We start from the raw sequence: 13,301 nt of genomic DNA, 5'->3' as shown, positions 1-13,301 counted from the left end.
CGCTTGGAAAAGTCAGGTAGGAATGCACAAAGTTGATCGATTATACCGACCAACCCGTTGCTCTCCAACTATTGTTGAAGGTTTCCTTTCATATCCTGAGATCAAAACCTAATAAATGGTTATATCACGGGCACTTTGCCGCTTAAAAATGATGCAATAAATGTACCATTTTGCTTTCAACTATTGATAAGTAATCAATCCCGGCGCATTTCTGAAATATTCAGCTCCATTTCAGCCAGTTGACGGGCTATCTTGCCAACATCACCGGCGCCTTGAGTTAATACCAAATCATCATTCTGAATGATATTGGCCAACGCAGACGGCAATGCCTCGCTGTTAGGGACAAAAATCGGATCGATCTTGCCGCGTCCGCGAATAGTGCGGCAAAGTGCGCGGCCATCGGCCCCGGCAATCGGAGCCTCTCCGGCTGCATATACATCCAGCATCACCAGCACATCAACCTGCTCCAGTACATTGGCAAAGTCATCATATAAGTCACGGGTACGGCTGTAACGATGAGGCTGAAACACCATTACCAGGCGCTTTTCCTGCCATCCAGCCCTTGCGGCCTTGATTGTCACGTCCACTTCACTCGGGTGGTGGCCATAATCATCCACCAGCATTACTTTGCCGTTGCCGGACTCGAACTCACCCAGGTGGTCAAAGCGACGGCCCGTTCCCTGGAATTCTGCCAGCGCGCGAATAATCGCGTCATCTTCAACCCCTTCCTCGGTTGCCACCGCAACGGCAGCCGTGGCATTCAGTGCATTGTGCTGACCCGGAATATTTAACTCGATATCAAGCGCCGGCTTGCCCGAACGTAAAATGGTAAAGTGCCCCTGCTGGCCTTTCTGGCGATAGTTGACCAGGCGGACATCGGCATCTTCAGAGAAGCCATAGGTGATCACCTGGCGGCCAATCCTCGGCAGCAGCTCACGCACAACCGGATCATCAATACACATCACGGCCAGGCCGTAGAAAGGCAGATTATGAAGGAAGTCGACAAAGGTCTGCTTCAGCACCTCAAAGTCGCCGCCATAGGTTTCCATATGATCGGCTTCAATATTCGTCACCACACACACCATCGGCTGCAGGTGCAGGAATGAGGCATCACTCTCGTCGGCCTCGGCAATCAGATAGCGGCTGGAGCCCAGGCGAGCATTGGTACCGGCACTTTTCACCAGGCCACCGTTGACGAATGTCGGATCGAGACCTGCTTCCGAATAGATCTGGGTGGTCAGTGCCGTTGTGGTCGTTTTGCCATGGGTACCGGCAATCGCAATACCGTGGCGATAGCGCATCAGTTCGGCCAGCATCTCTGCCCGGCGCACAACCGGGATCCTCAGCTCACGTGCAGTGGCCAGTTCAGGGTTATCGGCAGATATTGCCGTAGAGGCCACGACCACACTCGCCCCCTCAACGTTACTGGCGGCATGACCAAAGAAAAGCTCGGCGCCTTTTTCTGTCAGGCGCTCGGTAACAGCGTTCGGGGCAATATCCGAGCCGCTCACGCAATAGCCTTCATTAATCAATACTTCGGCAATACCGCTCATGCCGGCCCCGCCAATTCCAACAAAGTGAATACGCTCAACGCGGCGCATTTCTGGCACCATGGTTCTGATTTTTGCTAATTGCGGGTTATCCAGTTTACTCATCACTCTGTCTCTTATTTATTTGCTAGCGACTTGATCACATCGGCAACGCGCACGTCGGCGTCAAGGATCGCTGCATCACGCGCAGCACTTGCCATCTTGACAAGCGAGCCACGGTCTAATTGGTTTAATTCTTCTGCCAGGCTCTGTGCGGTCAGATCCATTTGCTCAATCATTTTCGCCGCCCCGCACTGCACCAGGTGATCGGCATTCAATGCCTGCTGGCGGTCTTTGTGCATAAACGGGATAAAGATGGCGCCGACGCCGGCAGCCGATAGCTCAGATACTGTCAGAGCACCGGAGCGGCAGACAACAATGTCCGCCCATGCATAGGCTGCAGCAACATCATCGATAAACTCGGTTACCTTGTGAGCCGTTACTGTTTTGTCTCTGTAAGCCTGTTCGGTGGCATCGAGGCTGCCTTTACCCGCTTGGTGCCAAATGGTCACCTTGTCGCCCAGTATGCCGGCAACCTCTGGCATCGTCTGATTCAAAATACGAGCGCCCTGGCTGCCGCCCATCACCAGAATACGGATCGGCCCCTGGCGTTCGGCAAAACGCTCGCTCGGCGCAGGCAGCAAGGTCACATCCTTGCGCACCGGGTTACCGACAACCTCGGTATCGGTAAACGCGCCAGGAAACGCCTGCAACACCTTCGAGGCAATGCGCGAGAGCCACTGATTGGTCAGCCCCGCCACGGCATTTTGCTCATGCAGGACAACCGGTACACCGGAAAGCCAGGCAGCAACGCCACCCGGACCACTGACATAGCCGCCCATGCCCAATACCGCATCGGGCTGCCAGGCCTTGATATATTGACGCGCCTGTAAAATCGCCCCCAGGATCTTAAACGGTGCCGCCAGCAAGCGGGCAATACCCTGCCCCCGCAGCCCCTTCACCTTGATAAAGTCAATCTCGATACCATGCTTTGGCACCAGATCTGCCTCCATCCGGTCGGCAGTCCCCAGCCAGCGAATGTCCCATCCCTCTTGCTGAAGCTTCTTGGCTACGGCAAGTCCGGGAAAAACATGGCCACCAGTGCCACCGGCCATCACCAGCAGGCGTTTATTCTTGTTCATTGTCGTCATCATCTAATTCTTCTGCAGGACCATACTTGGCAGCGAGACGCTGCTCATGATCAATGCGTATCAATATGGCGACTGCCGTTGCCATGATAAATAAACTGGAGCCACCGTAACTGATCAGCGGCAGTGTCAGCCCCTTGGTCGGGACCAGCCCTGCGGCCGCTCCTACATTGACCAGAGTCTGGAAGGCAAACCAGAAGCCAAAGCCGAATGCCAGAAAGCCACCAAACAGCTGCCCTGACTGCAGGCATTTGCGCCCGATAAATAGCGCTTTGAAAACAAGGGAAAAAATCAACAACAGTACAACCGTCACCCCAATCAGGCCGACTTCTTCAGCCAGAACGGCAAACACAAAATCCGTATGCGCCTCGGGTAAATATTCCAGTTTCTGAATCGAGTTGCCCAGCCCCTGACCCAGCCAATCTCCGCGGCCAAAGGCCATCAGCGACTGGGTGAGCTGGTAACCGCTACCAAAAGGATCCTCCCACGGGTCCATAAACGAAGTAACCCGACGCAAACGATACGGCTCAAAAACAATCAGCAGGGCGATTCCCATCATCGCAGCTGCCAGCATCGCCAGAAACTGCCATAATTTGGCGCCGGCAATAAACAGCATGCCGACGGTGGTAACGAACATAACGACGAATGAGCCCAGATCCGGCTGCTGCAGCAACAAACCGGCCAACACAGCCAGCACGACCAACGGTTTGATAAATCCAAAAAAGCTATCGCGAACCTGATGGTACTGGCGGACCAGATAACCGGCCAAAAAGATAAACAGCGACAACTTTGCCACCTCTGCCGGCTGGAGGTTAAATATCCCCAACGGGATCCAGCGAGCAGCACCATTAACCGACCGTCCGACGACCAGCACGGCAATCAACGACAAAATCGAGACCAGCAGCATAGGCACACTAAGCTGTCGCCAGCGTTCAAGCGGAATTTGCACCATGAAACCGGCTATCACCAGCGAGCAAGCCAGAAAAAAGCCGTGACGCAGGGCAAAGTAGAAAGGCATATCGGTCAGTCGAGTTGCAACAGGCACGGAGGCAGATGTCACCATCACCAGTCCGGTCACCATCAATGCCAGTGCAATCCACACCAGCTGGCGATCATACATGCTAGGTGCCGCCGGCCTTGTCAGCCATTCGCCGAAAGATGCGCAATTCTCTCTGAACGCTCCCAGCATCAACTCACTCCGGCAACTTTGAACTGCAGCTCGGTCGCCAGCTCGACAAAGGCATCGCCCCGGGCCATAAAGTTCGGGAACTGGTCAAAGCTGGCACATGCAGGCGATAACAACACCATATCACCAGCCTGAGCTGTTTCTGCCGCTATAATCATTGCCTGCTCCATGGTCTCGACCGATAACGGGGTTTCAACAAGCGGGGCAAACTGATAGCCGTCCCGCCCATAACAATATAACTGTACATCTAAGTCAGCTAACACGGGCTTAAGTTCAGAAAAATCCGCCCCTTTGCCATCGCCTCCAACCAGCAAATGCAGCTTGCCGGATAGGTTCAGTCCTTTTAGTGCCGCCAGCGTACTGGCCAGATTGGTTGCCTTCGAGTCGTTCACCCACTGGACATTATGGTAGCTGGCCACCAGCTGGCACCGGTGAGCCAGGCCGTTATATCGCTTTAATGCCCGGCATGCCGCCGAATGTTCAATCTCTACCGCATCGGCCAGTGCCAGTGCCGCCAGGCTGTTGGCAACGTTGTGACGGCCAACCAGGGCAATCTCCCGGGTTGCCATCACCGACTGCTGTGATACAGCAAGGTATTCCTCGCCATCAATGCTAATCAAGCCATAGGCTTCGGAATCAAAGCCAAAGCTGGTTATCTCGCCGATAAAAGCCGCAGGGCGGGTAGCCAGATCATCACGGTTAAACACCGCTAGCTCGGCATGGTCAAAGATCCGCATTTTGGCCCGGCTGTAGTCTGCCAGACCGTTGTAACGATCCATATGATCTTCGGAAAGGTTGAGATAGACCGCCGCCTTCAGCTGCAGTGAAGAGGTGGTTTCCAACTGAAAACTGGATAGCTCAAGCACATAGAGATCATGATCCTGCGCCAGCATATCCAGGGCAGCAAAGCCAATATTGCCGCCGACCCCCACATTGACCCCGGCTTCCCTGGCCATTTCACCGACCAGGCTGGTAACGGTACTTTTTCCGTTCGAGCCGGTGATTGCCACAACCGGCTTGTTAACCGCCCGGGCAAACAACTCGATATCGCCAACTATCTCGATGCCCGCCTTTGCGGCTGTCACCAGCTCAGGGGTCGCCAGGGCGATACCGGGGCTGGCCACGATCATATCTGCGGCCAGCAGCCAGTCCATGTTCCAGCTCCCGCTGCATAGTGCAACCTGCAGCGGCAGCTTATCTTGCCCAGGCGGTGTCGGACGGGTATCGATCACTTTAATATCCATCTCGCCCGGTTGACGCAGCAGGTGGTTGACCACCGACAGCCCGGTCATTCCCAGGCCGATAACCACAACCTTTTTCACACCGTCTAAGCCATTCATTTAACGTACCTTCAGAGTTGCCAATGCAATCAGAACCAGCATCAGGGTAATGATCCAGAAACGGACAATAACCCGCGGCTCCGGCCAACCCTTGAGTTCATAATGGTGATGGATCGGCGCCATACGGAAAATACGCTGACCACGCAGTTTGTACGAACCGACCTGCAGGATCACCGATACGGTTTCCATCACGAATACACCGCCCATAATCACCAGCAGTAGCTCCTGACGTACCAGCACGGCAATCGTCCCCAGCGCCCCGCCCAAAGCCAGCGAGCCCACATCGCCCATAAAGACTTGTGCCGGATAGGTGTTGAACCAAAGGAAACCCAGACCTGCACCAACAATTGCCGTACAGACCACGACCAGTTCACTGGCATCTTTCAGATAAGGAATATGCAGGTAGTTGGCAAAGTTCACGTTACCGGTTGCCCAGGCAATGAATGCCATACCGGCCGCCACCATGACCGTCGGCATGATTGCCAGCCCGTCAAGGCCATCGGTCAGGTTTACCGCGTTACTGGTACCGACAATGACAAAATAAGTGAAGACAATATAAAACAGGCCCAGCTGTGGCATCACATCTTTAAAAAATGGAACCACCAGCTGCGTTGCCACTGTGTCCTGACCATGCACATACAGGGCAAAGGCGACACCAAAGGCAATCACCGACTGCCAGAAGTACTTCCAGCGCGCGATCAGGCCATCGGTGTTCTTACGAACGACTTTGCGATAATCATCGACAAAACCGACGGCACCGTAGCCCAGCATGACGGTAAGCACCGCCCAGACATAAGGGTTAGACAGATCAGCCCACAGCAACACAGTGATGGCTATCGCCGCCAGGATCATGATGCCACCCATCGTCGGCGTACCCCGCTTGCTAAAGTGCGACTCAGGGCCGTCATGGCGTACAACCTGGCCGATTTGCAGCAGTTGCAGACGGGCAATCAGACGCGGACCAATCCACAGCGAGAGCAGCAATGCCGTCAGCACACTGACAATCGCACGGAACGTCAGGTACTCAAACAGACGGAAAAAAGGGAACGTGGACTCTAATAAGTCAGCTAACCAGTAAATCATTATGCATTTTCCTGCAGCGCGGCAATAACGTCTTCCATTCGGGAACTACGTGCTCCCTTTGCCAACACTGTAATTTCAGTATGTTGTGAATTAAGTTGTTGATGATGCAGCTGTTCCTTCAGCAAGCGGATCAGGGCTGATTTATCATCAAAATGTTGTCCGTGATTCATTTCACTAACCACGGCACTGGCCTGGCCAAATGTCAGCACCTGATCCAGCTGTTTGGCCATGGCATACTCAGCGACTTCGCGGTGCAGGGCTGCACTGTCATCGCCCAACTCTGCCATATCACCGAGCACAAACCAGCGCTGGCCCGAAAAAGTCGCAAGCAGATCAATCGCAGCCTTCACCGAAGCCACACTGGCATTATAGGTATCGTCGATGAGGCGAAGCCCTGAACGCGGCGAGGTAATATCAACCCGCCCCTTGACGTTTTCCACCTCTGCCAGCCCTTGCCTGATCTGCTCCAGTGTCGCTCCCATTGCCATACTGAGCGCAGAAGCGGCCAGCGCATTGGCAATATTGTGGGCACCCGGCAAGGTCAGCTCGACAGGCACGTCACCGTCAGGGGTGCGCATTGTAAAACAAGCCCGCCCCAGACTGTTAATAAATATGTCACTAACCGAGAAATCAGCATCAGACTGGGTGGCAGAGAAAGTCACCACCCGATGACTGGCCAGTGCAGGCTGCCACATAGCCAGTTCATTCGAATCAAGATTAATAATGGCCGTCGTCGCAACCTCGCTGTCTTCCCGACCAGGCGCAAGGCCTTCAAAAATCTCGCCTTTGGCCTTGGCAACCCCTTGCAGCGAGCCGAACCCTTCAAGGTGTGCGGCAGCCAGGTTGTTGATCAGCGCAACCTGTGGTTTCACCAGTGTCGTGGTATAGGAGATTTCCTTCTGGTGGTTTGCACCGAGTTCAATCACTGCAAATTCATGTTCAGGCTCCAGGCGCAACAGCGTCAGGGGAACACCAATATCATTATTAAAGTTGCCGCCGGTCGCCAGCACCTTGCCTTTCTGGCTCAGGATCGCGGCAACCATTTCTTTGACCGTGGTTTTGCCGCAACTGCCCGTCAGTGCCAGTGTCTTCAGGCCATATTGCTGCTGCATTCTGGCCTTGAGCCAGGCTCCGAGTTGTCCCAGTGCCAGGCGGGTATCTTTAACCACCAGTTGTGGCAGCTCAATGGGTAAGTGCCTGCTCACTAACAGCGCGCCAGCCCCGTTATCCTTGGCTGCCTGGCAAAAGTCATGGGCATCGAAACGCTCGCCCTTGAGCGCGATAAACAGGGTCTGATCCGCAATCTTGCGGGTATCGGTTGACACATCGGCAATGATCGCATCACTACCTATCAGTTCAGCCTCAAGTACTTCAGCCAACAGTGAAAGCTGAACTTCAATCATGCATTATTCTCCAGTAGTTCCTCGACAGTTTCGCGGTCGGAGTAGTGAATAGTCCGGTCAGCAAGGATCTGATAATCTTCATGGCCCTTACCGGCAACCAGCACAATATCGTCTGCCCCGGCATGGGTCAGTGCCCACTTACAGGCGGCATGGCGGTCATGGATCACAGCAGCTGAATCCGGCTGTTTCAGCCCGGCCTGCATATCCGCCATGATAACAGTAGGGTCTTCACTGCGCGGGTTGTCGTCAGTCAGAATGATGTGATCTGCCAACCGCTCTGCGATCTCAGCCATCATCGGGCGCTTGCCATTATCACGATCTCCACCGCAGCCGAAAATACACCATAACTTTTCGCGACAGTGCACGCGTAGAGCCTGCAAAGCTTTTTCCAGCGCATCTGGGGTATGAGCATAATCAACAACCATCATAGGTTTGTCAGGCTTTTGAAAAACTTCCATTCGGCCAATCACTGCTTGCAGCTTTGGCGCAGTCTCAATCAGGCGCGGCAAAGCGTGTCCGGTGGCCAGCAGGGTCGCCAGCGCCAGCATCAGGTTCATCACGTTAAATGAGCCAACCAGCGGTGCCGTAAACTGTCCGCCCCCCCATGAGGAGTCAAAACAAACGGTTACACCACGGGTGCTATATTCCACCTGTTCAAGCCACAAGGCACGGCCGGCATGCCCACTCAGACGGGATTTATCACTGACAACCGCTACCGCTTCCGGCAATGTGAGCAACCACTCGCGGCCAACCTCGTCATCGGCATTAATAATTGCAGTGCCTGAGTTGTGGTCGGTAAACAGGGTTTGCTTAGCCGCGGCATAAGAGGCCATATCACCATGATAATCAAGATGATCCCGGCTCAGGTTGGTAAAGATGCTTGCAGCAAAATCAAGAGCCTTGACCCGCCCCTGTACCAAGCCATGAGAAGAGACTTCCATCGCGGCAAAATTGGCACCATCTTCAACCAGCCCCGCTAGTACCTGCTGGATTTCAATCGCACTACCGGTGGTATTTACTGCAGGTTTCAACTGCTGCAGCAAACCGTTACCGGTTGTGCCCATCACCCCGGCACAATAGCCAAGCTGCTCGGCCCACTGTGCCAGCAATTGGCTGATAGTGGTCTTGCCGTTGGTTCCCGTGACAGCAACAAGCTTCAACTGCTCATCAGGCTGGCCATAAAGACGACGGGCTATCGCCGATAACTGCTGTCCAAGCTGGTAAAGGTAAACAATCGCAACCCCGTTCTGGCTTGCCACCGTCCCGTTGTCGGAGCTCTCGTCAGCCTCCGCCAAAATCACAGCCGCGCCCGCTTCGATTGCAGCAGGGATAAACCGCCGTCCATCCACCGCATGGCCGTTAACCGCCACAAACATCTCACCGGTACGTACCTGACGGCTGTCCAGTGTCATCCCGGTTAACTTTATATCGGCAAGCTCGGCAGGCAGTGCTGCCACCCATGGAGACAGCAACGCTCCCACTTTATTATTCTGATTAAGTACCGGCATGCGCATTGCCTCTGTTATTGACGATATTCAACTGTTCACCTGTTCCTGCATCCGGTGGAACATTCAAAATCTGAAGTGCACTTTCCATCACTTCCGAGAAAATGGGTGCCGCAATGGCGCCACCGTAATATTTGTCACCCTGTGGCTCATTCACTACAACCACCATCGCCAGGCGAGGATTGCTGATCGGTGCCAGTCCGGCGGTCATTGCAATGTATTCATCGCTATATCCACCCGCCGCCGCTTTCTTGGCGGTACCGGTTTTCGCCCCGACGCGATAGCCCGGTACGGCTGCTCGTTTGGCGCTGCCCTCTTCGCCGGTTACCATCTCCAGCATATTCAGCAACTTGCGAGTATTTTCTACCGAGGCAACCTGGCGTCCCGGGACAACATCTTCCGTTTTTAAGATCGACAACGGGCGGTTCACGCCCATCGCCCCAAGCGTGGCATAGGCGCGTACCAGCTGAATCGGCGTCACGGAAATCCCGTACCCGAAGGCCAGTGTTGCCCTTTCAAAATCCGACCAGCGACGGCGATCCGGGAAAAAGCCCTGTGCCTCGCCTATCAGGTTGATCCCCGAGGCATCCCCCAGACCAACGCTGCTGTACATGCCCAGCACCGCATCGATCGGCATCGCCAGGGAGAGCTTGCTGACCCCAATATTACTGGATTTCTGGAGGATTTTGGCCAGATTGGCCTTACCGACCCGGGACACGTCCCTGACCCGGCTACCACCGACCTGCATCAGGCCGTTACCGGTATCGATAATGGTATCTTCGTCAGCCACGCCATTTTCCATGGCAGCCAAGACCACAAACGGCTTGATTGTCGACCCCGGCTCCATGGCATCGGTAATGGAGCGGTTGCGCATCCTGAAGCTCTGTAGCTGGTTGCGGTTGTTCGGGTTATAGGAAGGGGCATTGACCATCGCCAGTACCTCACCGGTACGTACATCGACCATCACCACCGTGGCTGAGGTCGCCTGATAATCGGCAACCGCCTGTTTCACGGCACGATAGGCAACGGCCTGCAAGCGCTGGTCGATACTGAGGGTCAACGGCTGACCCGGCTCGCGCTTCTTGAGGGAAATATTTTCAACGACCCGGCCATAACGATCTTTGCGTACCGTCCTGCGACCCGGTTCACCGGTCAGCCAGCCATCATAGGTACTTTCGACACCTTCAAGGCCATGACTGTCGATCCCCGTCACCCCTATCAGGTGAGCACTGACTTCGCCGGCGGGATAAAAGCGGCGAGATTCATCTTTCAGGCCGACGCCGGGCAGCTTAAGCTTGTTGACATAGGACGCCATCGCCGGGCTGACCTGGCGCTGGAGGTAGATAAAGCGGCGCTTTTTGTTTTTTTCAAGGCGGGCAAGCAGCTTCTGGCGATCCAGTCCAAGGACATCCGCCAGCGCGAACCAACGTTCCGGTACCTGGATCCCCCCGTTTTTATAGATTTGCACCGGATCGGCCCAGACGGCCTGAACCGGTACACTGACAGCAAGGTGTTCATCGTTACGATCGGAAATGATCCCGCGGGCCGAAGGCATGGCCTTGACCCTCAGCGAGCGCATATCGCCTTCCTGTATCAGCTTGCCCGGCTCCAGCACCTGAATGTAGGCCGCCCGGCCAACCAGGGCAACCAAAGCCAATACAACGCAACCGCATATAACACCAAAGCGCCACGGAATAAAAACCGGTGGCGCTTTTTGGCGACGCTGATTCTTTGATTGCTGGCGCTTAAATATATTCATCAAACCTATTACTGTACGACGACTTCACTGTCTCTGGAAGGGCGATTCATCTCAAGCTCCTTCTCGGCCAGTCGCTCGATCCGACTGTGTTCCGACAGGGAGTTTTCCTCAAGGATCTGATTTCGCCATTCGATATCCAGCTGATCCCGCTCAATCAGCAGCTGCTCCTGCTGGGCGATCAACTGGCGTGAATGATGGGTGATCAATACCACCCCCAAGGCAGATACAAGCACCAGAACCAGCAGCACCGACGGTACCCGCCCTACCGACACGAGATCCCGTGCGATCAGGCGAGCCAGGCTCTCTGTGGGTTCCGGTGCCGAACTCATACGCGCTCAGCCAGTCGCAACACTGAACTTCGCGAGCGCGTATTATCACTAATTTCTGACTTCGACGGCTTGATGGCCTTACCGACCGTCTTCAAGTCGGCCGTACCCAGCGCCTTGATCTGATCTTCGGTCAGCGGCAGGCCTGCCGGTACTTCCGGCCCTTTGCTCTGCTTGCGAATGAAGCGTTTTACCATCCGGTCTTCCAGCGAGTGGAAACTGATCACGGACAGTCGGCCGCCCGGAGCCAATACTTTAACGGCGCCGTGCAACGCCGTATCAATCTCTTCCAGCTCACTGTTGATGTAAATACGGATAGCCTGGAAACTACGGGTTGCCGGATGTTTATGTTTGTCCCTGAAAGGGGAGACCTCGGCAATCAGGCTGGCCAGCTGTGTGGTACGTGTCAGCGGCTCTTTCTCCGGGTTCTCGCGGTGCGCGACAATGCCACGGGCAATGCGCTTGGCAAACCGCTCCTCACCAAACTCTTTCAATACCCAGGCAATATCGTCGGCGTCCGCCTCTGCCAGCCAATCGGCAGCAGAAACACCGGAAGTCGGATCCATCCGCATGTCCAACGGGCCGTCACGCATAAAGCTGAAGCCTCGCTCGGCATCGTCCAGCTGCGGCGATGACACGCCAAGATCCAACAGCACACCGTCTACCCGGCCGATCAGATCACGCTCTTCCATATATTTAGCCAGGCCTGAAAACGGGCCATGGATAATCGTAAAGCGCGGATCATCAATTTTCTGTGCTTCGGCAATCGCCTGCGGATCGCGGTCAATACTGTATAGACGACCATTTTCACCGAGCTGAGATAAAATCAATCGGCTGTGTCCACCACGGCCAAAAGTCCCGTCGACATAAATTCCATCAGGTTTAATAGCCAGACCGTCTACAGACTCTTGGAGTAAAACGGAAACGTGCTCAAATTGTTCAGACATAAAAATAAGTTCAGCTGTAGTGAAAGCCAACCAAGGATGTCCAGGTATGCTGCGACAACCTCAGCCTGAAAGTGTATATTCAGAAGGAAAATAACCTTGCCAATTCATAGCATTAGGTAATTAAGCACATTTATTTATCGTTAAAAACGGCTTTTCCCGCAAAATCCCACCGCAAAGTGTACGTATGAGACAAAAAAGTTGTCAAGCGAGAGCCCCGATTTCTGACAAACAAATAATAATGCTATATGGAGGTTTTACATTGATACTAGGCAGATACGGGCTAATTAATTCAATTTTGTGAAATTGAGCCCTAAAACGATAAAAGGTGATGCCCGCTTTGTTTCCAAAGCATGGCACCACCTTCTATGCAAAAAGAGGGGAGTTGGCTGATGAGCCGGGTTCTGTCCCGCTTACGCGGTGGTAACCATTCATCTAGGCCTGCAATCGCTCACAGGCTCAAGCAACCTACCCGTCCCCAACGCGGGCCACGCCATTAGGGACCTATTTGGTCTTGCTCCGGGTGGAGTTTACCGTGCCACGAACTATTACTAGCCGCGCGGTGCGCTCTTACCGCACCCTTTCACCCTTACCTGTACTCGCAAGCGAGCCATCGGCGGTTTACTCTCTGCTGCACTGGTCGTGGGCTCACGCCCCCCAGACGTTATCTGGCACCCTGCCCTATGGAGCCCGGACTTTCCTCCCCCCCGTCAGTCTCCCAAAGGACATCAACGAGGCAGCGGTTACCTTAGCCAACTCCGGCGACGGATTGTATAGGACTCGGGTCACAGTTACCAGTGAAATATCCCACAACAAGCCGAAACGGTCGAAAAAGCTACCGAAAGCGGGTAACTAGGAACGAGTTTCAAGTTGGTACCTTTGGCCCAGCAAGGTGGCGAACACTAAAGACACGCTGCTATTGCTCCTCCCCCTTTTTCAAGGGGGAGGCTGGGAGGGGGTAGCGATAGTTTCAAGCAACGGCAAAGGCTGGTCATTTCGCATAACCCCACCCTAACCC

The 13,301-nt window shown here is 54.4% G+C and carries 10 protein-coding genes and 1 other RNA gene; all 11 read right to left on the bottom strand.

All coding sequences use genetic code 11. The features are described from left to right. Positions 1-194: 194 nt before the first annotated feature. The 11 genes from murC to rnpB all read right to left on the bottom strand — a co-directional run bounded on the left by murC (position 195) and on the right by rnpB (position 13,043). Complete coding sequence (gene murC, locus L4D19_RS20775) at positions 195-1,655, bottom strand: UDP-N-acetylmuramate--L-alanine ligase (RefSeq protein WP_428454078.1); 1,461 nt, start codon at positions 1,653-1,655, stop codon at positions 195-197. Between the two features lie 11 nt (positions 1,656-1,666). Further along, positions 1,667-2,731, bottom strand: coding sequence for an undecaprenyldiphospho-muramoylpentapeptide beta-N-acetylglucosaminyltransferase (gene murG, locus L4D19_RS20770; protein ID WP_428454077.1), 1,065 nt, complete (start codon positions 2,729-2,731; stop codon positions 1,667-1,669). Next, positions 2,718-3,926 carry a cell division protein FtsW gene (gene ftsW, locus L4D19_RS20765; RefSeq protein WP_428454076.1) on the bottom strand — a complete coding sequence of 403 codons (1,209 nt, stop codon included), beginning with the start codon at positions 3,924-3,926 and terminating at the stop codon, positions 2,718-2,720. The genes murG and ftsW overlap by 14 nt, the downstream gene beginning before the upstream one ends. Further along, positions 3,926-5,263, bottom strand: a complete 1,338-nt coding sequence (murD, locus tag L4D19_RS20760; protein ID WP_428454075.1) for a UDP-N-acetylmuramoyl-L-alanine--D-glutamate ligase — start codon at positions 5,261-5,263, stop codon at positions 3,926-3,928. The genes ftsW and murD overlap by 1 nt, the downstream gene beginning before the upstream one ends. Next, entirely contained in the window at positions 5,264-6,346 is a 1,083-nt protein-coding gene (gene mraY, locus L4D19_RS20755; RefSeq protein WP_160652217.1) for a phospho-N-acetylmuramoyl-pentapeptide-transferase, read from the bottom strand. It abuts the gene before it with no gap. Continuing rightward, a complete protein-coding gene (murF, locus tag L4D19_RS20750; protein ID WP_428454074.1) occupies positions 6,346-7,749 on the bottom strand; it encodes a UDP-N-acetylmuramoyl-tripeptide--D-alanyl-D-alanine ligase in 1,404 nt (467 codons plus the stop codon). The genes mraY and murF overlap by 1 nt, the downstream gene beginning before the upstream one ends. Further along, positions 7,746-9,257, bottom strand: a complete 1,512-nt coding sequence (gene murE, locus L4D19_RS20745; protein ID WP_428454073.1) for a UDP-N-acetylmuramoyl-L-alanyl-D-glutamate--2,6-diaminopimelate ligase — start codon at positions 9,255-9,257, stop codon at positions 7,746-7,748. The genes murF and murE overlap by 4 nt, the downstream gene beginning before the upstream one ends. After that, positions 9,244-11,013 (bottom strand): penicillin-binding transpeptidase domain-containing protein, encoded by a 1,770-nt coding sequence (locus tag L4D19_RS20740; protein WP_075762362.1) that lies wholly within the window; start codon positions 11,011-11,013, stop codon positions 9,244-9,246. Before L4D19_RS20740 ends, murE begins: the two co-directional genes overlap by 14 nt. A gap of 8 nt (positions 11,014-11,021) precedes the next feature. Beyond that, a complete protein-coding gene (gene ftsL / locus L4D19_RS20735; protein WP_239410088.1) occupies positions 11,022-11,342 on the bottom strand; it encodes a cell division protein FtsL in 321 nt (106 codons plus the stop codon). Next, positions 11,339-12,286 carry a 16S rRNA (cytosine(1402)-N(4))-methyltransferase RsmH gene (gene rsmH / locus L4D19_RS20730; RefSeq protein WP_160652229.1) on the bottom strand — a complete coding sequence of 316 codons (948 nt, stop codon included), beginning with the start codon at positions 12,284-12,286 and terminating at the stop codon, positions 11,339-11,341. Before rsmH ends, ftsL begins: the two co-directional genes overlap by 4 nt. A 374-nt stretch (positions 12,287-12,660) precedes the next feature. Beyond that, positions 12,661-13,043, bottom strand: an RNA gene (gene rnpB, locus L4D19_RS20725) — RNase P RNA component class A. Between the last annotated feature and the right edge of the window lie 258 nt (positions 13,044-13,301).

The organism is Photobacterium kasasachensis (assembly GCF_050336885.1).
Classification (GTDB): domain Bacteria; phylum Pseudomonadota; class Gammaproteobacteria; order Enterobacterales; family Vibrionaceae; genus Photobacterium; species Photobacterium kasasachensis.
Note: the sequence above shows the minus strand (reverse complement) of the source record. Positions and strands in the feature narration are given on the sequence as shown.